The 21,472-nt window shown below is 55.6% G+C and carries 18 protein-coding genes; 7 read left to right on the top strand and 11 right to left on the bottom strand.

Translation table 11 applies throughout. The annotated features are described in order from the left end of the window. Nucleotides 1-128 precede the first annotated feature (128 nt). The 3 genes from fadJ to C8D90_RS15085 form a co-directional block, all read right to left on the bottom strand. Nucleotides 129-2,294, bottom strand: a complete 2,166-nt coding sequence (gene fadJ, locus C8D90_RS15095) for a fatty acid oxidation complex subunit alpha FadJ (RefSeq protein WP_115459297.1) — start codon at nt 2,292-2,294, stop codon at nt 129-131. Then, a complete protein-coding gene (gene fadI / locus C8D90_RS15090; protein ID WP_115459296.1) occupies nt 2,294-3,604 on the bottom strand; it encodes an acetyl-CoA C-acyltransferase FadI in 1,311 nt (436 codons plus the stop codon). Before fadI ends, fadJ begins: the two co-directional genes overlap by 1 nt. Before the next feature lie 210 nt (nt 3,605-3,814). Next, nucleotides 3,815-4,111, bottom strand: coding sequence for a YfcZ/YiiS family protein (locus C8D90_RS15085; protein WP_115459295.1), 297 nt, complete (start codon nt 4,109-4,111; stop codon nt 3,815-3,817). A 401-nt stretch (nt 4,112-4,512) separates the two neighbouring features. Here C8D90_RS15085 and fadL point away from each other — a divergent pair, with 401 nt between their 5' ends. Then, the gene (gene fadL, locus C8D90_RS15080) at nt 4,513-5,796 is read left to right on the top strand and encodes a long-chain fatty acid transporter FadL (RefSeq protein ID WP_115459294.1); all 1,284 of its coding nucleotides are present in this window, start codon (nt 4,513-4,515) and stop codon (nt 5,794-5,796) included. A gap of 142 nt (nt 5,797-5,938) precedes the next feature. Here the strand turns inward: fadL and uxuA are convergent, their stop codons facing one another. Next, nucleotides 5,939-7,129, bottom strand: a complete 1,191-nt coding sequence (gene uxuA, locus C8D90_RS15075) for a mannonate dehydratase (RefSeq protein WP_115459293.1) — start codon at nt 7,127-7,129, stop codon at nt 5,939-5,941. Between the two features lie 390 nt (nt 7,130-7,519). Here uxuA and C8D90_RS15070 point away from each other — a divergent pair, with 390 nt between their 5' ends. Continuing rightward, a complete protein-coding gene (locus tag C8D90_RS15070; RefSeq protein WP_115459292.1) occupies nt 7,520-8,986 on the top strand; it encodes a mannitol dehydrogenase family protein in 1,467 nt (488 codons plus the stop codon). A 72-nt stretch (nt 8,987-9,058) separates the two neighbouring features. Here C8D90_RS15070 and C8D90_RS15065 read toward each other — a convergent pair whose 3' ends face one another. Together C8D90_RS15065 and C8D90_RS15060 are read right to left on the bottom strand one after the other, a co-directional pair. Further along, complete coding sequence (locus C8D90_RS15065) at nt 9,059-9,802, bottom strand: FCD domain-containing protein (protein WP_115459291.1); 744 nt, start codon at nt 9,800-9,802, stop codon at nt 9,059-9,061. Nucleotides 9,803-9,941: 139 nt separating this feature from the next. Then, nucleotides 9,942-10,202 (bottom strand): hypothetical protein, encoded by a 261-nt coding sequence (locus C8D90_RS15060; RefSeq protein ID WP_115459290.1) that lies wholly within the window; start codon nt 10,200-10,202, stop codon nt 9,942-9,944. Nucleotides 10,203-10,603: 401 nt separating this feature from the next. Here C8D90_RS15060 and C8D90_RS15055 point away from each other — a divergent pair, with 401 nt between their 5' ends. From C8D90_RS15055 to cycA, 4 genes are all read left to right on the top strand, one after another. After that, nucleotides 10,604-11,581 (top strand): CobW family GTP-binding protein, encoded by a 978-nt coding sequence (locus C8D90_RS15055; RefSeq protein WP_115459289.1) that lies wholly within the window; start codon nt 10,604-10,606, stop codon nt 11,579-11,581. A gap of 44 nt (nt 11,582-11,625) precedes the next feature. Beyond that, nucleotides 11,626-12,327: a phosphatase PAP2 family protein gene (locus tag C8D90_RS15050; protein WP_115459288.1), complete on the top strand. Its 702-nt coding sequence runs from the start codon at nt 11,626-11,628 to the stop codon at nt 12,325-12,327. A 404-nt stretch (nt 12,328-12,731) separates the two neighbouring features. Beyond that, nucleotides 12,732-13,313, top strand: coding sequence for a bifunctional murein DD-endopeptidase/murein LD-carboxypeptidase (mepS, locus tag C8D90_RS15045; RefSeq protein WP_115459287.1), 582 nt, complete (start codon nt 12,732-12,734; stop codon nt 13,311-13,313). 377 nt (nt 13,314-13,690) lie between these two features. Beyond that, nucleotides 13,691-15,091, top strand: a complete 1,401-nt coding sequence (gene cycA, locus C8D90_RS15040; protein WP_115459286.1) for a D-serine/D-alanine/glycine transporter — start codon at nt 13,691-13,693, stop codon at nt 15,089-15,091. Nucleotides 15,092-15,177: 86 nt separating this feature from the next. Here the strand turns inward: cycA and wzz(fepE) are convergent, their stop codons facing one another. From wzz(fepE) to dinG, 5 genes are all read right to left on the bottom strand, one after another. Further along, nucleotides 15,178-16,293 (bottom strand): LPS O-antigen length regulator Wzz(fepE), encoded by a 1,116-nt coding sequence (gene wzz(fepE) / locus C8D90_RS15035; RefSeq protein ID WP_115459285.1) that lies wholly within the window; start codon nt 16,291-16,293, stop codon nt 15,178-15,180. 354 nt (nt 16,294-16,647) lie between these two features. After that, nucleotides 16,648-17,598, bottom strand: a complete 951-nt coding sequence (gene ybiB, locus C8D90_RS15030; RefSeq protein WP_115459284.1) for a DNA-binding protein YbiB — start codon at nt 17,596-17,598, stop codon at nt 16,648-16,650. Between the two features lie 101 nt (nt 17,599-17,699). Beyond that, on the bottom strand, nt 17,700-18,332 hold the full coding sequence (locus tag C8D90_RS15025; protein WP_147291374.1) for a DUF4225 domain-containing protein: 633 nt from the start codon (nt 18,330-18,332) through the stop codon (nt 17,700-17,702). Nucleotides 18,333-18,488: 156 nt separating this feature from the next. Beyond that, nucleotides 18,489-18,806 carry a hypothetical protein gene (locus tag C8D90_RS15020; protein WP_115459282.1) on the bottom strand — a complete coding sequence of 106 codons (318 nt, stop codon included), beginning with the start codon at nt 18,804-18,806 and terminating at the stop codon, nt 18,489-18,491. 159 nt (nt 18,807-18,965) lie between these two features. Continuing rightward, nucleotides 18,966-21,152: an ATP-dependent DNA helicase DinG gene (gene dinG, locus C8D90_RS15015; protein WP_115459281.1), complete on the bottom strand. Its 2,187-nt coding sequence runs from the start codon at nt 21,150-21,152 to the stop codon at nt 18,966-18,968. Between dinG and C8D90_RS22005 the strand changes: the two genes are divergently transcribed. Then, complete coding sequence (locus C8D90_RS22005; protein ID WP_147291373.1) at nt 21,152-21,457, top strand: hypothetical protein; 306 nt, start codon at nt 21,152-21,154, stop codon at nt 21,455-21,457. The genes dinG and C8D90_RS22005 overlap by 1 nt on opposite strands. The last annotated feature ends 15 nt before the right edge of the window (nt 21,458-21,472 follow it).

The raw sequence follows: 21,472 nt of genomic DNA, 5'->3' as shown, positions 1-21,472 counted from the left end.
CGAACTATACTCTCAATTCGCCCTGAACGCACTTGCGGCTAAACTACCGTGACCTTGCCGGCGTGTACAGAACCCCGCTTCGTCAGGAATCCAGGGCGGTGATCCGGGTCACACTCCTGCCGGAATATTTACGTTTCCACGTGAAACTTACGCCCCTCCCGCTGCATATCCAACAGCCGCCCGCAGGGCGCGAAACGTTCGCCATAGCGCTGCTCCAGCGCCCGCAGCGTCTCTACCACCCGGCTGACGCCCAGCGTGTCGATGTAGCGCAGCGGCCCGCCCAGGAAAGGCGGAAAACCGATGCCGAACACCGCGCCGATATCCCCGTCGCGGGCATTGCGCACCACGCCTTCTTCCACGCAGCGGGCCGCTTCGTTCAGCATCAGCATCACGCAACGCTGCACGATCGCCTCCTCGCCCATACGGGCGGAAGGCGATACGTTGAGCAGGCGATAGACACCCGCATCGGCTTTTTTCGCCTTGTCCCGTTTCCCCTTGCCGTATAAATAAAAGCCCCGGCCATTCTTGCGGCCTTTGCGATCGTCCTGCAACAGACGCTCGAATGCCTCCGGCGCGGCAAAGCGGTCGCCCAGCTCTTTCACCAGCACCGGCAATATTTTGGTGCCGACGTCAATACCGACCTCGTCCAGCAACGCAAACGGCCCCACCGGGAAACCGAATTTGACCAGCGCGCGATCGACCGTCTCCACCGGCTCGCCTTCCAGCAGGCAGCGGGCCGCCTCGCTCATATAAGGCGCCAGAATGCGGTTCACGTAGAATCCGGCCCGGTCGGCCACGACGATGGCCGTTTTCCCCTGCCGCTGCGCCAGCGCCACCGTCGTGGCGATGGTCTGTTCGCTGGTGCCGGCGTGGGGAATAATTTCCACCAACGGCATCTTGTCCACCGGGCTGAAATAGTGCAGCCCGATGACCTTCTCCGGATGCCGGGCGCCGTGCGCAATCTGATGAATCGGCAACGAAGAGGTATTGGAAGCGAATACCGTCCGCGGCGCGGCGTATTGCTCAACGTCCGCCACCATTCGCTGCTTCAGCGCCAAATCTTCGAATACCGCTTCAATCACGATATCGAGGTGGCTGAAGCCGCTGTAATCCAGCGTGCCTGACAACAGTTGCATCTGCTTCTGACGCTGCGCGTTGCTCATTCGCTTTTTGGCGACGCGCTTGCTCAGCAGATCCCAGCAATATTTCAGCGCGTGGTTAATCCCCTGCTCGCTGATGTCCTTGATGCGTACCGGAATTCCCGCCCGGGTCGCCGTGATGGCGGCAATACCGCCGCCCATCAGGCCGCCGCCGAGCACGCCGGCCAGCTTGAGCGGGCCGGGTTCCGCCTGTGCGCCGCGTTCTTTCTTCAGCGCGGTAGACGCAAAAAACAGGCTGCGCAGCGCGGCGGATTCCGGCGTCATCACCAATTCCCCGAACGCACGGGCTTCCTCTTCATAGCCCTGCGTGCTGCCGTACTCCAGCCCCTGACGCACCACGTGGATAATTTTTTCCGCCGCCGGGTAGTTGCCGTGCGTTTTCGCCAGCGTTTTTTTACGCACCATAGAGAACAGCAGGCTGCGGCCGAGCGGGCCGCTGAGCAGGCGCTCCATTGCCGGTAAGCGGGGCCGGGTATACCAGCCCTGTTTTGCCATGGCGATTGCCGTTTCCAGCAAAATCGACTGCGGCACCGCGTCGTCCACCAATCCTGATTTCAGCGCCTGACGCGCCCGCAGGTGGCGGCCTGTCAGAATCAGATCCAGCGCCCGCGACGCCCCGATCAGGCGCGGCAAACGCTGGGTGCCGCCGGAGCCCGGCAACAACCCGAGCTGTACCTCCGGCAAGCCGAGCACGGTGTGATCGTCGAGGGAACAAACCCGGCGGTGACACGCCAGCGCCAGCTCCAGCCCGCCGCCGAGGCAGGCGCCGTGAATGGCGGCGACCACGGGAATGGAAAGCCCGGCCAGGCGCGAAAAGATAACCTGCCCTTTCTGCGCCAGCGTTCTGGCCTCTTGTTCAGAGGTGCAGGCGGCCAACATGGTGATGTCCGCGCCGGCGATAAACGAATCCGGTTTCCCCGAAATAATCACCAGCCCTTCCAGGTTACTTTGCGCCACCTGCTGCAAAATCGCCTCAACCTGCCCGCCAAACTCCGCTTTCAGGGTATTCACCCGCTCTCCGGGTACGTCGATGGTGATGATGCCAATGCCATCGGGACGCACCTCAAGCTGAAACGCTCCGCCGTTTTCAACGGATGGCTGCTGTGCTTGCACAGAATGCTCTGCTGCTGACATCACTCCACCTCCAGAATCATCGCCGCGCCCAGTCCGCCGGCCGCACAGGCGGTCGTCAGCCCCAGGCCGCCGCCCCGGCGGCGCAGTTCGCGCAGCGTTTGGGTGATCATTCGCGCCCCGGTCGCAGCGAAGGGATGCCCGTAGGCAATCGAGCCGCCCAATACGTTAAATTTTTCCATATCAATTTCGCCGATCGCCGCGTCCTGCCCCAGCTTCTCGCGGGCAAAGCGCTCACTGGCGAACATTTTCACATTCGCCAGCGTTTGTGCGGCGAAGGCCTCATGCATGTCGATCAACGTCAGATCCGCCAGCGTAATGCCCGCGCGCGCCAGCGCCCGCGGCGTCGCATAGGCCGGCCCCAGCAGCATGTCCTGCCACACGTCGATGGCGCTGAAGGCAAAGCTGCGCAAATACCCCAGCGGCGTCAGCCCCAGCGCCGCCGCACGCGATTCACTCATCATCAGCACCGCCGCCGCGCCGTCGGTCAGCGGCGTGCTGTTGGCCGCGGTAACGGTGCCGTGGCGGCGATCGAACGCCGGTTTGAGGCGGGCGTATGACGCCAGCTCCGAATCCAGACGCACGTTGTTATCCTGATCCAACGATTGCCGGTATGGCGGAACAAACGCCGTCATCACCTCATCGCGCAACAGCCCTTCACGCCAGGCCTGCGCCGCGCGCTGATGAGAACGGTGCGCCAGGGCATCCTGCGCCTCACGGGAAATATGATGGCTCTTGGCCATTTGCTCCGCGCTGTCGCCCATGCGCAGTCCGGTGGAGTATTCCGCCACCGCCGGTGAAACCGGCAGCAGGTCGCGCAGCTTCAGGCGGCTCAGCAATTTAAGCCGCTGCCCGAGCGTGCGGGCCTTATTCATGTCTACCAACGTCAGGGCCAGCGCCCTGCTCACGCCGATAGGCAGCACTGATGAGGAATCCGCGCCGCCGGCAATCGCCACGTTCACCGTTCCGGCAGCGATACTCTCCGCCGCGCTGGCAACGGCCTGAAAGCTGGTGGCGCAGGCACGCGATACGCTGTAGGCATCGGTATGCACGCTCATGCCGGTTCCCAGCACGATTTCACGCGCAATATTGGGCGCCTCCGGCATCTGGATCACCTGCCCGAAGACCACCTGGTCGATCTGTTCAGGCGCCACGCCGCTGCGCACCAGAAGCTCGCTGACCACCATCTTCCCCAGATCCACCGCGGGGATCCCCCGGTATGCCGTCGCCTGGCGGGCAAAAGGCGTCCTCAGCCCCTCAACGATGGCGATCCTGTCACCGGCCCGCGTCACCAGAGAATGTGATTGACTCATCATTCGCTCCTGCTAAAAAAAGAAAAAATCATCATTGTTGAACAGGTCAGACCTGATAACAGAATCATTAACTATTTTTTTACATCTGGCAAACAGAGAAAGCGAAAATATGCGGGCGGTCGCACAGACCCGGAAAGGAAAATAAGTGGCGGAAGCAGGAAATAAAAAACGCGGCCATAAAGACCGCGTTTATTCGTTAATTTGCGGAAATTAACGCAGACCTAATTGGAAAATCAGCGTTTCAGCCTGGCAGTCAAAAAGAAAATCCGCGGTTAATGCATAGCCGTCGGCTTCTTTGGCGATGGTGCTGGTAATTTTGCACGGCTCTGATTCCACTGCGCGCGCCTTCGTCGTCAGCATTTCCAGCATCGCTTTCGCTTCATTTTCTGTTTCAAAAACATGATGATAGGAAGCAGTGCAGTCGCTGTTATCCATTACGGTGCCTACGTCCACGCAGCAGCAGGCGGCAGTTTCCTGTGCGTTACATGTTTTGATTGCATCAGTCATTTCAACTCTCTCCTCGCTGGTCAAATTGGCCTGAATAGTTGCCAATTTATGATCCGGCTCAAAAAATATAAATTCCGTACGTATTTTACGCCTCTCCCGGTTCAGAGACTAGCTTCAACGCAAACGAACCCCATTAAGTGAGTAAAATCACATTTACGCATGAATAATGCTGCCGATATGTAATACGAACTTTGCTATTGTGCGTATTTTTGTTACCCCGATCTCTTTTTTTAGATCAAAGTTGATTAATTTATGAAACATTCTTGCAACAACTACAAGGCTCGGACCTATACTCTTCTCACTGGTCTGATTTGTCGGATCACTCACGGACTCTACAATCCGCGCTTCTTTTGTTACAGCGCGTAACATAGTTTATAAAATAGACACATGAGGTTTCGGTCATGCGCCAGAAAAACCTGTTTACAAAGTCGGCATTAGCCATTGCAGTGGCAATCGTTTCAGCAAACGTCCATGCGGCGGGCTTCCAGTTGAATGAATTTTCGGCCATTGGGTTAGGCCGTGCTTATTCCGGTGAAGGAGCCATGGCAGACACAGCAGCCTCCGGCAGCCGTAACCCGGCTACCATGATGATGTTTGATCGTCCTTCTTTCTCCGGCGGCGTGGTATTCATCGCCCCGAACGTAGACATCAGCGGCAGATCCCCCAGCGGCGCCAGCCTGAACGCGGATAACATCGCGGACAGCGCCGTTGTGCCTAACCTGCACTTTATCTATCCGGTTAACGATCAGTGGGCGCTGGGCGCCTCTATAACGTCCAACTACGGCCTGGCGACGGATTTCTCCAACCATTACACCGCCGGTCCTTATGGCGGCACCACCGACCTGACCACCGGTAACTTTAACCTGAGCACGGCTTATCGCCTCAACGATCACTTCAGCTTCGGCGTTGGGTTCGATGCCGTTTACGCCAAAGCCAAAATTGAGCGTTACGCCGGCGAAAGCGGCGCAGCGCTGGGCCTGCCCAATAACACCAAAATTGCCCACCTGAACGGTAACGCCTGGGGTTATGGCTGGAATGCGGGCATTCTGTATGAGGTGGATGAGAAAAACCGCTTCGGCCTGACCTACCGTTCCGAAGTGAAGGTTGATTTTGACGGTAACTACCGCAGCGATCTGCCTTCCATGATCAACAACCTGCCACCGGCTTATAAACCCGCCGGCCTGCCATACGGCACCGACGGTAACACCATGGGCGGTTCTCTGACCCTGAACCTGCCTGAAATGTGGGAAGTCTCCGGTTACCACCGCGTCGCACCACAGTGGGCGGTACATTACAGTCTGGCCTACACCAGTTGGAGCCAGTTCCAGGAGCTGAAAGCGACCGGCAACGGCCAAACGCTGTTCTATAAAGATGAAGGCTTCAAAGATGCTTACCGCATCGCGCTGGGTACCACTTACTTCTATGACGATAACTGGACCTTCCGCAGCGGTATCGCGTTCGATGACAGCCCGGTTCCCGCCTCGACCCGTTCGATCTCGATTCCGGATCAGGATCGTCTGTGGCTGAGCGCCGGTGCCTCTTACGCCTTCAATAAAGACGCTTCTGTCGATGTCGGCGTCTCTTACATGCACGGTAAGCACGTCACCGTTAACGAAGGCCCTTACACCTTCCGTTCTGAAGGTATTGCATGGCTGTATGGCGTCGGCTTTAACTATGCCTTCTGATAATGACGCCTTCTGATAACGCTCCGACGGATATCAGCAACGATCATTACAACGTCCCGGCTCTGCCCGGGACGTTTCATTTTCACTGCCAATAAAAAACCCCGCCGCAAAGGCAGGGTTTCATGTTTACTTCCGTTCGCCGTTACTTCAGCTCAGGAAAGAAAGCGCGCTTCAGCGCCAGCTCCACGCCGCGGACTTCCGCCAGGCCGCGCAGGCGTCCGATTGCAGAGTAGCCCGGATTGGTCTTTTTCTTCAGGTCGTCCAGCATCTGGTGCCCGTGATCCGGACGCATCGGGATCGGCCGCGTATCGCCGGCGCGCTGACGGCGATCTTCTTCGCTCAGGATCGCCTTCACCACCGAGTACATGTCCACGTCGCCCATCAGGTGATCGCCTTCATGGAAAGTTTTCGGGTTTTCCTCACGGCAGGTGGCGCGCAGGTGCGTGAAGTGAATACGATCGCCGAAGGTTTCGATCATCCGTACCAGATCGTTGTCGGCGCGCACGCCGTAAGAACCGGTACACATGGTGAAGCCGTTGTTGATGCTGTCTACCGTTTCTTTCAGCCACTGCATGTCTTCAATCGTCGAGACAATGCGCGGCAGGCCGAGGATCGGGCGCGGCGGATCGTCCGGATGAACCGCCAGCCGGACGCCGGCTTCTTCCGCCACCGGCACGATTTCACGCAGGAAGTGCGCCATGTGCGCGCGCAGCTGCGCTTTGTCGATGCCGTCGTACTCCGCCAAACGCGCGCGGAACTGATCCAGGGTATACCCCTCTTCCGCGCCCGGCAGGCCGGCGATGATATTGCCCGTCAGCCTGGCGACATCCGCCTCGCTCATCGCGTCGAAGTAGGCCTGCGCCTGTTGCTGCTCCTGCGCGGAATAGTCCGCCTGCGCGCCGGGGCGCTTCAGGATATGCAGCTCAAACGCGGCAAAGGCGATTTGATCGAAACGCAGGGCTTTGGAGCCGTCCGGCAGTTCGTATTCCAGATCGGTACGCGTCCAGTCCAGCACCGGCATGAAGTTGTAGCATACGGTGTCGATGCCGCAGGCGCCCAGGTTACGCAGGGATTGCTTGTAGTTGTCGATATGCCGCTGGTAGTCGCCCGTCTGGGTTTTGATCTCTTCATGCACCGGTACGCTTTCCACCACCGACCACGTCAGTTTTTTGGCCGCCAGCAGCGCCTTGCGCTTCTCAATTTCTTCTACCGTCCAGACTTCCCCGTTGGGGATGTGGTGCAGTGCGGTCACCACCCCGGTCGCCCCGGCCTGACGCACATCGTCAAGTGATACGGGATCGTTCGGGCCGTACCAACGCCATGTTTGTTCCATCTGTGTTTCCCCCTCAGTGGGTAGTTTTGTTGGTTTACCGGAGGTTGTCAGACAGCATTGCCACACGGAAATATACTGCCTGTATGCTGTCATACCAAATCATCACCGGTATAGTTGCTTTGCCACCTTCACGGTTTGCGCCGTTGCTGTCAAAGCCTTCGTTTTCATTGGTTGATCCAACTCACGATCAGACGATATTTTTGGACCTACCAATTCTATTTTCTGTCATATCACTTTAGACTGCAAGCGCACCATATACGTCAGAAGCGATCGTTTTTCCGCTCACTGAGACTGAAAAGGGATTTCCCGGCGTAAGTGGTCTAATATCTTCATGCCATGCCGCCGGATTGCGCCGGCCCGCCATGGCTGTTTTCTATAACGGAGCTAAGCATGAACAATCTCGCCACCCACGCATTGCCGGATGATGTCCGCCGCCCCCGTTACGACCGCCGCTTGCTGAAAAGCCGCATCGTGCATTTAGGCTTCGGCGCCTTCCACCGCGCCCATCAGGCGCTGCTGACCGACCGGGTTCTTAACCAGAGCGGCGGCGACTGGGGCTATTGCGAAGTGAATCTGTTTGGCGGCGAGGCATTGATAACGCAGCTACGTGAGCAGGATCACCTGTATACCGTGCTGGAAAAAGGCGCGCAGGCAAACCAGGCGATCGTCATCGGTTCGGTGCATGAATCGCTGCACCCGACGTTCGACGGCATCAATGCCGTGCTGGAAAAAATGGCCGAGCCTCAGGTTGCTATCGTCTCGCTGACCATCACGGAAAAAGGGTATTGCATCGAACCGGGCAGCGGTAAGCTGGACCTCAATAACCCCGCGGTACAGGCCGATCTGGCCCAGCCGCATGCGCCGCAGACGGCGGCGGGCGTTATCGTCGAAGCCCTGCGCCTGCGCCGCGAACGCGGCCTGCCGCCGTTTACCGTCCTCTCCTGCGACAACATTCCGGAAAACGGCCACGTGGTGAAAAATGCGGTTCTGGGCCTGGCTGAAACGCGCGATCCGCAGCTGGCTGCCTGGATTGCACAACACGTCACCTTCCCCAGCACCATGGTTGACCGCATCGTACCGGCAGCGACCGACGAAACCCTGAATGAAGTGGCGCAGGCCGTCGGCGTAGCCGATCCCTGCGGCATCGCCTGCGAACCGTTTATCCAGTGGGTAGTGGAAGATAATTTCGTCGCCGGCCGTCCGCAGTGGGAAGTCGCCGGCGCGGAGCTGGTGAAAGACGTTTTGCCGTATGAAGAAATGAAGCTGCGCATGCTGAACGGCAGCCACTCCTTCCTGGCCTATCTGGGCTATCTGGCCGGTTACCAACACATTAACGACTGCATGGAGGATCCCGCTTACCGTGCCGCCGCCCACCGCCTGATGCTCAACGAGCAGGCGCCGACGCTGCGCGTCACCGGCGTGGATCTGAAACAGTACGCCGATCGGCTGATTGAGCGCTACAGCAATCCGTCGCTGAAGCACCGCACCTGGCAGATCGCCATGGACGGCACGCAGAAATTGCCGCAGCGCATGCTGGACTCCATCCGCTGGCATCTGGCGCACGGCAATGACTTTCCCTGCCTGGCATTGGGCGTGGCGGGCTGGATGCGCTACGTCGGCGGCATCGACGATCGGCAACAGCCCATTGATATCCGCGATCCGATGCTGGACACGCTGAAACAGACCGTCGCCGCCAGTGAGGACGGAATCCCGCGGGTGAAAGCCCTGCTGAGCCTGCGGACGGTATTCGGCGACGAACTGCCGCAACAGGAAACCTTCGTACGTGCGGTTTGCGACGCTTACCTGACGCTGCAACGACACGGCGCGGCACAGGCCTGCGCCATGCTGATGGCCTGATCATCGCCATCACAGGCAAAGAAAAGGCCGGTCAGGGTTACCTGACCGGCCTGGCTATATTTTCAGTGTGTCTTATTCATCCAGTAATGCCGGCGTTGAGTCAAACAAAAAGCCGTCAAAGGCGGGATCGTCCGGATCCGAAATTTCCAGCAGCTTGGTTTTTACATTTTCCAGATGCTGCCACATCGCCTGTTTCGCTGCTTTGGCATCGCGCTTAAGCACGGCCTGCAAAATTTTCTGATGGTCCTCCAGCCAGTTCCAGTGATAACTGAAATCCTGGGTATGGAGATGGAGCCCGGCCCAGAGTGGGTTACGCTTTCGGGCTTGCCAGGCTTCCGCCACCATATTTGCCAGCACGCTGTTTTGCGTGGACTGCGCCAGTAAACAATGAAATTGCTCATCTGCGCTTTCATCCACGCTGCCTGATGCCAGCGAACGACGCTCTTGCTCAATCGCCTGACGCATTTTCAGGATGTCGGCCTTCGTGGCCCGGGTAGCGGCAAACGCGGCAATTTCACTTTCCAGCAACTGCCGCGCCTGCAGTAATTCAAAGGGACCGAACGTATTTTCATCCAGCGTTCGCGGCGTATGGCCCGGCACGTCCTGCGGCCGGGCAATAACATATACGCCAGACCCCTTGCGCACGTCGATCAGCTTTTCCAGCTCAAGCATGATCAACGCCTCGCGCACCACGCTGCGGCTGACATCAAACTGGGTCGCGATATCGCGTTCCGGCGGCAGGCGTTCGCCGACCGGGTATTCCCCGCTGATGATGGATGCGCGCAACGCGTTTCCTATTTCCTGATACAGCCTCATACAATACCTTCAGAACGCTGCGTTTGGTCTGACCAAACGGCATGATTAACTCCGTTTGGTCTGATTGTATCACAGCCTCCCGCAGAAATTGGCAGGCTCACCAGGAAAAGTCGGCCCCCTTTTTCACCTGGTTTCCGTGTTAATTATAGCTGACGGTCAGGATGCCGAGCTTGCGTGAGTCATCCAGCCAGTTCATATGGGTAGAACCCAGATTCTGTGGCAGGGACTGCGGCGAAGCGGCCGTCGATGCTATGCTGTGCTGTGCGGTTAACGTTTGTCCGTTACGGTAGCAACTGGACTGCAGATTCTGCCCCTGATAGACGACCTCGCAGCCATCTTCAACAATCATTCCCTCAAACCGAATAATACCAGTGCTGGGAGAAGGGGCAGCTTCTGCCATGTTCATCATCCCTGACATAAGCATTCCAAAAACAGCTAAAGTTAGCTTGAATGCGTTCATGATGAACCTCGTTATATTTAAGTAAAAATAATTTTTTGCGTAACCGCTCCTTAAAAATAGCAGATGTATGACTACATAAGCGGCTGATAACGCAAAATAATTAGAGGTTTTCTAAGAAAGTTCGATATTCAGGATATAAGGCATGAAAAACGGAAATCACGATAATTAACGCTGACATCCAAGAAACTTCTGGGCTTTTAAACCAAATAAAAACCTTAATTTAATTGTGAATACAGGTCAAAACATCGCCATACTGAAATATAAGAAGCATACCCATCTTTTTTGTGAGCGTGATATCATAATTCCTTCTTCTTTTCGGGCGACTTTAATAGATAACACCAATGACAAAAGTGAATCTGATTACCGGCTTTCTCGGCAGCGGCAAAACCACGACGCTGCGCCATTTACTGGCACATAAGCCTGAAAACGAAAAATGGGCGGTGCTGGTGAACGAATTCGGCGAAATCGGCATCGACGGCGCGCTGTTGGCTGATACCGGCGCGGTGCTCAAGGAGATCCCCGGCGGCTGCATGTGCTGCGTCAACGGGCTGCCCATGCAGGTAGGGCTGAATATGTTGCTGCAACAGGCGAAGCCGGACCGGCTGCTGGTGGAGCCGACCGGTCTGGGCCATCCCAAGCAGATTATGGCCTTGCTGGCCTCCGACACCTATCAGGCATGGCTGACGTTGCAGGCCACCTTTTGCCTGCTCGATGCCCGTCAGCTGGCGGATGAAAAATATACCGGTAATGAAAACTTTCGAGATCAGCTGGCCTGCGCCGACATCATCATCGCCAATAAGGAAGACACCTACGGCGATGAAGATCGCGCGAATCTGGACGCCTGGCAGGAACAGCACGCCGCGGGGCGACAAATCATCGTCACCCGTCAGGGCGGGCTGGACGTCAACCTGCTGAACACGCCGCGCACCAATTACGCGGAGCTGCCCGACGGTCAGCATCATCACGGGCACGCCGCGCCCGCTTCCGGCATTGCCGCGATGCGCCTGCGCGACGGGCAAGGATGGCGCCGCGCCCTGAACCAGGGGCAGGGTTACTTCAGCTGCGGCTGGATATTCAGCGCCGAAACCTGCTTTGATACGGTACAACTGCTGGAATGGGTGCGCCTTGCGCCGGTGGTGAGGGTCAAAGGCACCCTGCGCATCCCGGAGGGAACGCTGGTCGTCAACCGTCAGGGAATGGACTTTCAGATCGAAACCCGTCAGGGAGCGCCACTGGACAGCCGCATCGAGATCATTAACGATCGGGAAGCCGCATGGAATACGCTGCAAAGCGATTTACTCCGCGCCCGCCTGAAATGATCCGCCTGTTTTTTTAATTTTGACCCGGTATTAGGTTATTCGTTATGACGCGCAAAAATTTGCCATGGATTCTGTTTTGCAATGTGCTGGGCATCGCACTGTTTTTGTCCTGGTATCTGCCGGAAAACCACGGTTTTTGGTTCGGCCCGGATTCCCAGATTTTCTTTTTCTTTAATCAGCATCTCGGAAGCAGCAGATTCTTCCTTTATCTGGTTGCCATTACCAACAACCGGGCGTTTGATGCGGCTTCCCTGTTGTGTATGGGATTACTCTACCTCTCCTTCTTTATTCATGAGGATGGCCGGGGCAGACGACGGATGTTGCTGCTCGGCGTCGTTATCCTGTTCAGCGCCGTGGTGCTTAATCAACTCGGCCATCTGCTGCCGGTGTCGCGCCCCAGCCCGACCCGCCTGTTCGACAACGTTAACCTGGTCAGCGAAATGACCGGCTTTAACACCAAAGACGGCTCAACCGACAGTTTTCCCGGCGATCACGGCATGATGCTGCTTATTTTCGCCTGCTATATGCTGCGCTATTTCACCGTGCGTTCCTTCTTTATCGCCCTGGCGATCTTCGTGATTTTTATTCTGCCGCGCATCATGATCGGCGCGCATTGGGTAACCGATATCATCGTCGGCTCTTTATCCATCGTGCTGATCGGCATGAGCTGGTGGCTGATGACGCCGGCCTCGGACCGGATGGTCGATTTGCTGGACCGCAACCTGCCCGGTAAACACCGCCCCTGATCCCGCCTTTAGCAAGCCTCCGCTGTCACGCGACAGCGGAGATTTCCCCCATATGCATAAACGTGCATTTTTATCTCCCTTAACATATTGAATAGGATCATTCCCAAAAAAGATCCTAACGGTAAATTGAATGTAATAATTTTGTGTTACATCCCATTACTGCCGTGAGTTGCAGCAAAAAAATCGATAAAAACTCTCGCATTAGGATATTTAATCCGGTAACCTTCCCGCGTTTGTGCATTGATTCCAGACCACAGAGTATAACTGGAACAAAAATTGCGGACTGTCGCACAGTTTTATTCAGACAAGGTTGTCGCACGATATCCGCATAATTAGTCTCTGTGATGGCATTTTTTTAGATGGCGACTTCTGTCGTTAAGGATAACTAAGGGACACCAACTACAATGGTCAAATCTCAACCAGTCCTGAGATACTTTTTGCGATTGGCACCTGCCATCGCCGCCGCAGTTCTTCTGTCGGCTTGTACGACTACAGGCAATAACGCACGCAACACGCAGACTGAGACGCATGCAGTTCAGAGTAACAACGGTTTTTTACTGCAAGCCTCTCAGGATGAGTTCGAGACCATGGTGCGCAATACGGACGTTAAGTCCAAGCTCATGGATCAATATGCATCATGGAAAGGCGTCCGCTACCGTTTAGGCGGCGACAGCAAGCGCGGCATCGACTGTTCCGCATTCGTACAGCGCACCTTCCGCGATCAGTTCGGCCTTGAATTACCCCGCTCAACCTATGAGCAGCAGGATATGGGGCGTCAGATCCAGCGCAGCAAACTGCGCGTTGGTGATTTGGTCCTGTTCCGCGCGGGTTCAACCGGACGCCATGTTGGTATTTATTTAGGTAATGATAAGTTCGTTCACGCCTCCACCAGCAGTGGCGTCATGATCTCCGATCTGAACGAAAACTATTGGAAAGCGCGCTACCGGGAAGCCCGTCGCGTGCTGAGCGCAGAGAAGCACAGCTGATCTACGCCGTTATGGTTATCCTTAAATGCCATTGATAAAACGCTGCCTCAGGGCGGCGTTTTTGTTTTCCATCCGTCCCCTTCTCTGCTTCTTTTCCTTCCCTTTCAGCCTGCACACGTCATCGCTACACTGCATATCACGTCATTAGCTTGATCTGCTTCACGTCACAGGATGATGAAATTTACATTCTATAAACAATAAAACAACGATAAATTCATTAAATAAGCTTCACGCCGGGATGCGTTTGCGCATATCTTTGATTGTCAGGAAAGAAACATCCCGGCGACGTTGCGCACGCGCCCCGCCGGAAGGGCGTTCAGAAAAACGGGTCGTCAGAACCCGACAATTCACAGACAGGTAATTAAAGGAAAGAAACAATGGTAGATCAGGTCAAACTAGCGGCTGAACAAGCCAGCGGGCATGAAGAACACCTGCGACGAAACCTAACCAACCGACATATTCAGTTAATTGCTATCGGCGGCGCTATTGGTACCGGCCTGTTTATGGGTTCGGGAAAAACCATCAGCCTGGCCGGTCCCTCGATCATCTTTGTGTACATGATTATCGGCTTCATGCTGTTTTTCGTGATGCGCGCGATGGGAGAGCTGCTGTTATCCAACCTGGAATACAAATCCTTCAGCGACTTCGCCTCCGACTTGCTCGGCCCCTGGGCCGGCTATTTCACCGGCTGGACCTATTGGTTTTGCTGGGTCGTGACCGGCATCGCCGACGTAGTGGCCATCACCGCCTACGCACAGTTCTGGTTCCCCGATCTGTCGCAATGGGTCGCGTCTCTGGCCTGCGTACTGTTGCTGCTGGCGCTGAACCTGGCAACGGTCAAGATGTTTGGCGAGATGGAGTTCTGGTTCGCCATGATTAAAATCGTCGCCATCGTGGCGCTGATTCTGATCGGGCTGGGCATGGTGTTGTTCCACTTCCAGGCGCCCTCAGGCCACGTCGCCTCTTTCAGTCACCTCTGGAACGACGGAGGCTGGTTCCCGAAAGGCATCAGCGGCTTCTTCGCCGGGTTTCAGATAGCCGTGTTCGCCTTCGTCGGCATTGAGCTGGTCGGCACCACGGCGGCGGAAACCAAGGACCCGGAGAAGTCCCTGCCGCGGGCGATTAACTCCATTCCTATCCGTATCATCATGTTTTACGTCTTTTCGTTGATCATGATTATGTCCGTGACGCCGTGGAGCTCCATCGTGCCGGATAAAAGCCCCTTCGTTGAGCTTTTCGTTCTGGCAGGTCTGCCCGCTGCGGCCAGCATCATCAACTTCGTGGTGCTGACCTCCGCCGCCTCCTCCGCCAACAGCGGCGTCTTCTCCACCAGCCGCATGCTGTACGGACTGGCGCAGGACGGCGTGGCGCCCAAGCGCTTCGGCTTGCTGTCCCGCCGCGCGGTGCCCTCTTCCGGCCTGACGTTCTCCTGTATCTGCTTGCTGGGCGGCGTGGTGCTGATCTATCTGATCCCGAACGTCATTACCGTGTTCACGATGGTCACGACCGTATCCGCCATCCTGTTCATGTTCGTCTGGACCATCATTCTGTGCTCCTACCTGGCCTACCGCCGGAAGCATCCGGAGCGCCACGCGAAGTCTGTTTACAAGATGCCGCTGGGACGGCTGATGTGCTGGGTATGCATGGTGTTCTTCGCCTTCGTGCTGGTGCTGCTGACGTTGCAGGAAGACACCCGCCAGGCGCTGATGGTCACGCCGCTGTGGTTTATCGTGCTGGGGGGAATGTGGTTCTACTGGCGGAGATTTTCGCTGAAGTAAGGCCGCTTCGCCTGACTCCGCTGTAAACAACGGCGCCGGGAATCATCATGGTTCCCGGCGCCGTTTAACGTAATGCGTTTTGTCGGTTAATAGCTCTCTTTCATCCGTTCACGCCAGTAATGCCGGAGTAAAACCGCAGCCGTAACGCCGATCAGCCCGATCAGGGCAAACAGCGCCACGATCAGCGCCCGTTTCGGCGCATCGCGCTTTATCGGCTCCGACGGCGATTGCAGGTACCGGAAGGGCTGAACGTCCACCGTATTGACGTCTAACGCCTCCAGTTGCTGCAGATAGAGACGACGGTTCTGCAGTTCCGCATTTATCGTCGATAAATCGGTAATCGCCTGCTCAATTTCCAGCTTACGGCTCAGGCCGTGCGCGCCGAGCGCAATCGAGAAATCCGGGTCATCCTTTATCGTCGCCCCGTTGCTGTATACCGGCGTTTTCACGCCCGCCGCCGTAGCAATAGACAACGCATACTTTAAGCGGGTGATATTCACCTCATGGGCGATTTTCTGGCGCTGTAGATCCAACTGATAACGTTTTTGTTCCTGACTGCGGCGAAAGTCGATCTGGTGCTGAATTTTATGACGCACGCTCTCCTGAATTTCCCTGCTCACGTACCCGATGTAGCCGCTCAACAACGCGCTGGCGTCCTGCGCGCCGGAAGCCGTAAAGCTCAGCCGCAAATAGTCATAATTCTTCTTATCGGCGGCCTTATCCTGCTCGCCGCTGTACACCGAAATATCCTTCCCGGCGATGGTGCTCAACAGCCGTTTCGCCGCCTGCGGATCCTTATTCTCTCCGAGCTGGCGTTTAAAATATTCCGTGCCGGAAAGATAAGCTTCCCGCAGGTTCTGTGAATCAAAATCCACGATAAAGCGCGTGAGCAGCGAATCCGGCGTAATGCCGGGATTGATATCCAGAATCGCCAGCGAGGTCAGCAGCTGATCCAGCGACATCATCTGCGGCGATTCCGCCCGGACGATCACCGCGTTGCTGGTCCACTTTTGCGGCAGAAAATGACTGACGGCAAGGCCGGCCAACGCGCACAGCACGGGCACGATGGCAATCAGCTTCCATTGATGCAAAAAGACCCGGAGAAGCTCAAACAGGTCAATTTCATCATCATGATGCCGAACGCGACGAGTAAGGGGAAAGTCAGTAACCGACTGTGGCTGGGGAATATTTAGTGTGCTCATTAAAATCTTTCCGTCGGATCAACGTATGCGCATCCCTGCCCTTTGTCATCAGCAGCAGTCCGAGATACTCACACGCCGCGACGAATACCATCCTGGCGTGGCGTATTTCTCGCACTGGCCGTACAAGGTAAGAAATTTCTTGGCGATAAAACCATAAAACGATTTTCCCAACAACTATAAATGTCGGTATATTAATGTGTTACAAATGGAAAAGACAAAAATTAGCAGGATGATATTGCCCTGAAAACAGCAAATAACCGGCCTCAGGGCAAAGGGAGGAAATAAATTTCCATTATCTCAGAACATTTTGCTGAAATTAACGATCCTGGTCTTCCCGCCGTTGCCGGCAGGCGATCAGGCAAGGTAATCCAACCCTTGTTCCAGCGTCCGGACCTCCCCGGCCGCCACCAGGCACGCCGCCGCCTGTAAACGCAGGTTATACGGGATCGCCGCACGGCCATCGAGGCAATCCTGGATCCAGAGTGCCGTGGTTTCTGCATCCTTCGCCGCCGCCAGCGCCTCCGGCGTACAGTCTTTCCCTGCTTCACGTTCAACCAGCGTATTCAGCTCCCCCTGCCGGCATAAATGCATCGGCGGGCAACGCAGTGGGTTGGCGTACGGCTCGCCCTCCGTGCCGTTCAGCAACAGCGCGGTCGCTCCGGTATGATTAAACAGGCTCGCCATGCGGGAAATATAGTCCGGGTGCGACACGCTGGTAATGCGTACGGAATCTCCGGCAAACGGATCGAGCAGCTTAATCAGCGTGTGCGCACTGTTGCGCACGCCCATACGCCAGCGTAGCGCGAGCAGGCGCGCCATCTCCGGCGCCAGCTGTTCTACCGGCATGAAAACCGGCAGCCCGGCCTCCCAGCGCACCCCGTCCGGCGCTGAAGGCGGAATGCCCATCCGGGCAAAGATTTCCGCGCTGGTCACGCGTCCGGGATCGCTGCTGACGCCATGCACCAGCACCGGCAAACCGGCGCGACACAACATCATCGTCAGAAGCGGCGTCAGGTTGGCCTGTTTGCGCGCGCCGTTATAGCTGGGAATGACCACCGGCAAACGCCCGCCCGGCGGCGGCGTCAACCGGACGGCCCCGGCCTGCATTGACTGGTAGAAGCCCAGCATTTCCTCCGGCGCTTCTCCTTTAATACGCAGGGCGATCAAAATGCCCCCCAGCTCCAGCCCCGGCACCTCATCGCCCAGCATGGCGTCAAACAGCGCGCGGGCCTGCCCGGTATCCATATCGCGTGCGTGTTGCTTACCGCGGCCAATCTCTTTAATGATGTGGGCGAATGATGACATGTTTTTTGCTCCGTAATGGAATGTAGGGCGTTATTACTCAGGATACGCAAAACGGGAGGAGGTAACAATGTTGTAACAGTACAATAAGCCAATAATGTTTATTATTTTGATAGTTCCTCCCAGTCATTGCTACCCGCTCTTGCATGCATTAATTGATGGATTGTAAAACCAGAAGCCGAATTCCCTACCGCTTCGCCAACAAGTCCGGCAGCGCCCATTGCTTTCCAACCGATAATATAATCTTCCCGGATATAATAGAAAAGCCGCCAGGCTTCCGGCTTCAGCCCCAACCGGAATGCCGAGCCTAGCGATAAAGATATATCACCGACAGAATAGACAATATCACCGCTAGTTTCACCTCCGCCGAGTAACGTTGCAGAGTAGCGATAAGCATTTCTAAGCGGCGTCAGATTGGGCTCTTTACGATATACAAGATAGTAGCCATTCTCCCATGCATTTTCTGCCCCATGGGACATTAATCCCAGACCTAAAGAAGAACAGGCTGCTCCGAGACTGGCCTCACATATTCCAAAGCCTCCCATATATTGCAATGCACCACCCACAAATCCAATTTGTTTTAGCGTTATTGTTAACCTTGAATTCCTTTCTTTTTCTCTTTTAGCAATCGCATAAAGCTTTACGCTGCCACTCATTAATGAAAAATAAACACTATTCAATGTGTTATACTGTTCATTCAGTGCATTACTGGCTTCCGAGAAAGTAATATTACTCATTTTGAAATCATTCAAATACTTATCAGACAACTGGACCTCATGATTGATAACATCATTGTATAGCCTGACATCTGACAAATAAAGATTAGCTAACTTCGTAACATGAACGTGAATCTCTTCTTTCTATTTAATACATTCAGCGTAAAGCTATTCATTTTAGCGCCCATTTAAACTAAGCAACACCTTAACACTCCAAATTAGTTTTTTAATTGACGAGGTAAAATACAATGCCAACAGGACCATGGGAATATATATAAGATTAAACACAAAAAATTCCTCACCATTCATGTTAAAGGAAAATGAAATATAAATAAGGAGCATGAAAAATACCCCCATATATAACCCAAGCAAGCTCATAACAAAAGCCTTGCTAAGGCTGCTATTTTGATTTTTAGCCTTTTTTATTAAAATATCAGCATCAATGCTGGTCATGCCAAGGAAAATAAGCTGTTCTTTTACTTTGCTGTCATCCATAATTTAATCCTTTTTATGGTGTCAATATCTGATCAAGTCCGGAGTTTAATCAAAATCCGTTTCCATGAACAGACAACAGGTTTCCTGCATAATGATGCTAATGTACCTGATAAGGTCACGCTACCTCATAACTACATCATAGCTACCTGCGCCGAATAGCTACCTGCGCCGAACCCCGCGCCTCTGCCGGGAAGCTCCCCGCTTATTGTCATTTTTCCCCGCCGCCGGATACGATGGCAGCTCCCCATCCGGCAGCGGGCGCTGCTCGATAGGAAAGACCGGTAACGCGGCCAGCAACCGTTTACCATAGCTTTTACTGAGCAGTCGCCGGTCGTAAATCACAATCTCGCCATGACACGCATGGCTACGGATTAGCCGCCCTACCTGCTGAATCAGGGTAAACGACGCGCCGGGCAGGCTCTGAACCTCAAACGGATAGCGCTTCAGCGTTTTCAGCCATTCGCCTTCGGTAAGAATCACCGGGCTGTCCACCGGCGGAAAAGCCACCTTGTGAATATGAACCTGCGTCAGCAACTCCCCTTTCAGGTCCAGCCCTTCAGCAAAAGACTGCAACCCAATCAGCGCGCTGCGCTGCCCGGCCTTCACCCGGCGGCAGTGTTCCTCAACCAGACGGTAACGCGGTTGATCCCCCTGCACCAGCAGCCCCAGCCGTAATTCGGGCAACAGGCTGACGAAAGCCTGCAAGGCGCGCTGGCTGGCAAACAACACCAGCATGCCGGTATGGCGCGCACTCTCCCACTCGTGACGGAAAAAATGCGCCATCTGCTGTAAGTGCGCCAGTTCGTTCGCCAGCGCGGGTTCGACGCTCATCTGCGGGATCACCAGCGTTCCCTGACGCGGATGATCGAACGGCGAATCCAGCGCCACAAAGCGGTCGCCGGCTTTCTCATCCAGCCCGGACAGCTCGCTGATGCGATTAAAGCTATTGAGGGAGCGCAGGGTCGCCGAGGTCACCACCGCATGGGGGATGCGGCGCCACAGCAGGCTTTCCAACTGATCGCACACCCGGATCCCCGCGCAGTGCAGGTAAATATGGTTAACGTTGTCAAACACCTCGCGCGTCAGCCACTTGGACACCGGCGCGTTAGAGACTTTCTCCGTCGCCGCCAGTTGCCAAAGCCGGGTCATTGCCTCCAGGTAACTTAAGGAGCGGCTCATTTGCAGAATGGCATTGTGCAGGCGCACGATGTCATGGCTGCCGGTTTTATCGTTCAGCTCATTAAGCATGAACTCCACCAGCCCGCGCAGCCCGTCCGTCAGTTTATACAGCCGCTGCGCCAGCGACGTCATCTCCTCCGGCAACTGACCCATCTCAAAGCGGTAGTTCGGCGACTCGCTCCCCGGCGGCAGCAGAATCGACGCCATGCGGTCAAACTCGCGCGTCAGCTCGCGCATTTCCTCGCAGTGAGACTGCAACCGCTCCGGGTTACTCAGGCGTGGCGGATTTTTCGGGCGATACTGCGCCATAAATTGCTCAACGTTGCGGGCGATGGCATCGTTCTGACCATTAACGAAAATAGCCGTGATTTCACCGTCCATCTCCAGCGCGCTACGCGCCACGTCCGGCAGATGGTGGCCTTCGTCCAGCACCAGCAGCAGATCCTTGGGGTTCGGCAGCACCGATTCATTCTCCAGCGCCGCCATCACCAACGCATGGTTGGCGACCACCACATCAGCGCTTTCGATCTCCCGCCGCGCCAGGAAGAACGGACATTCGCGGAAATAGTGGCAGTTACGCGCCAGGCAGTTGGCCCGGTCGGTGCTCAGCTTGGCCCACAGCGTGTCGTCCAGGCTCTCTTTCAGGTGATCGCGCATGCCGTCCCAGGCATGAGCGTCAAACGACTTCTGCAACTTCTGGCACAGCGCTTTTTCCGCGCCGCTGTCCGGCTGAAGGTCGTCATCGAGAAAAAACTTCAGATCGCCCTGCATACCCTGCGCGTCGCTCATCGCCGCCAGGTTGCGCGGGCATACATAACGCCCGCGGCCGAACGCCGCGGTAAACTTCAGATCCGGAATAATCTTGCGTAATAAAGGAAGGTCTTTGCCGTAGATCTGGTCCTGCAACGCCACGTTCGCCGTGCTGACCACCAGCGGTTTTTCCTGCGCCCGGCTGACGGCGATGCCCGGTATCAGGTAAGAGAGGGTTTTCCCGACGCCGGTCGGCGCCTCAATCACCAGGTGGCGCGTCTCATCCCCGGCCAGCGTGCGGGCCACCTCCGCGATCATCACGCGCTGTTGCGGGCGCGCAATGAAATCTGGCACGTGGCTGGCCAGGGCTTTATACCATTGGCTGATCTTTTCTTTGGTGGCGGAGGAGAGAGGCATTGACATCCGGTGACGAGATACTGACAGGCACTTATTTTGCCACAATCGCCCGAAAAAATCAGCCGAAATATACCGGGGAGCAATGCCATTATTGGGCAGGAAAATTTACCGATATTCCGTTTTTCATAAATTCAGAATTCGCCGAATTTCGGCTGATTTTTGCGGAAAATATCCGGAGAATGATTAATGCCAATAAGGCACGAATAGTTAAAAATCAGGGAAATAACAGAATTCAGGTAAACGTGCGGCGGCATTATACCATAACCAATATTATTTGCCCTGTAAACCCTGAATCGGGAAATTAAGGGTTGCCTCACCTC

Origin of the sequence: Enterobacillus tribolii, assembly GCF_003363015.1 — a bacterium.
Classification (GTDB): domain Bacteria; phylum Pseudomonadota; class Gammaproteobacteria; order Enterobacterales; family Enterobacteriaceae; genus Enterobacillus; species Enterobacillus tribolii.
This window is presented reverse-complemented; position numbering and strand designations above follow the sequence as displayed.

Coding starts and splice junctions, on each gene's coding strand:
- fadJ (WP_115459297.1), bottom strand. CDS start 2,294: ATGTCAGCAGCAGAGCATTCTGTGCAAGCACAGCAGCCATCCGTTGAA.
- fadI (WP_115459296.1), bottom strand. CDS start 3,604: ATGAGTCAATCACATTCTCTGGTGACGCGGGCCGGTGACAGGATCGCC.
- C8D90_RS15085 (WP_115459295.1), bottom strand. CDS start 4,111: ATGACTGATGCAATCAAAACATGTAACGCACAGGAAACTGCCGCCTGC.
- fadL (WP_115459294.1), top strand. CDS start 4,513: ATGCGCCAGAAAAACCTGTTTACAAAGTCGGCATTAGCCATTGCAGTG.
- uxuA (WP_115459293.1), bottom strand. CDS start 7,129: ATGGAACAAACATGGCGTTGGTACGGCCCGAACGATCCCGTATCACTT.
- C8D90_RS15070 (WP_115459292.1), top strand. CDS start 7,520: ATGAACAATCTCGCCACCCACGCATTGCCGGATGATGTCCGCCGCCCC.
- C8D90_RS15065 (WP_115459291.1), bottom strand. CDS start 9,802: ATGAGGCTGTATCAGGAAATAGGAAACGCGTTGCGCGCATCCATCATC.
- C8D90_RS15060 (WP_115459290.1), bottom strand. CDS start 10,202: ATGGCAGAAGCTGCCCCTTCTCCCAGCACTGGTATTATTCGGTTTGAG.
- C8D90_RS15055 (WP_115459289.1), top strand. CDS start 10,604: ATGACAAAAGTGAATCTGATTACCGGCTTTCTCGGCAGCGGCAAAACC.
- C8D90_RS15050 (WP_115459288.1), top strand. CDS start 11,626: ATGACGCGCAAAAATTTGCCATGGATTCTGTTTTGCAATGTGCTGGGC.
- mepS (WP_115459287.1), top strand. CDS start 12,732: ATGGTCAAATCTCAACCAGTCCTGAGATACTTTTTGCGATTGGCACCT.
- cycA (WP_115459286.1), top strand. CDS start 13,691: ATGGTAGATCAGGTCAAACTAGCGGCTGAACAAGCCAGCGGGCATGAA.
- ybiB (WP_115459284.1), bottom strand. CDS start 17,598: ATGTCATCATTCGCCCACATCATTAAAGAGATTGGCCGCGGTAAGCAA.
- C8D90_RS15025 (WP_147291374.1), bottom strand. CDS start 18,332: ATGAGTAATATTACTTTCTCGGAAGCCAGTAATGCACTGAATGAACAG.
- C8D90_RS15020 (WP_115459282.1), bottom strand. CDS start 18,806: ATGGATGACAGCAAAGTAAAAGAACAGCTTATTTTCCTTGGCATGACC.
- dinG (WP_115459281.1), bottom strand. CDS start 21,152: ATGCCTCTCTCCTCCGCCACCAAAGAAAAGATCAGCCAATGGTATAAA.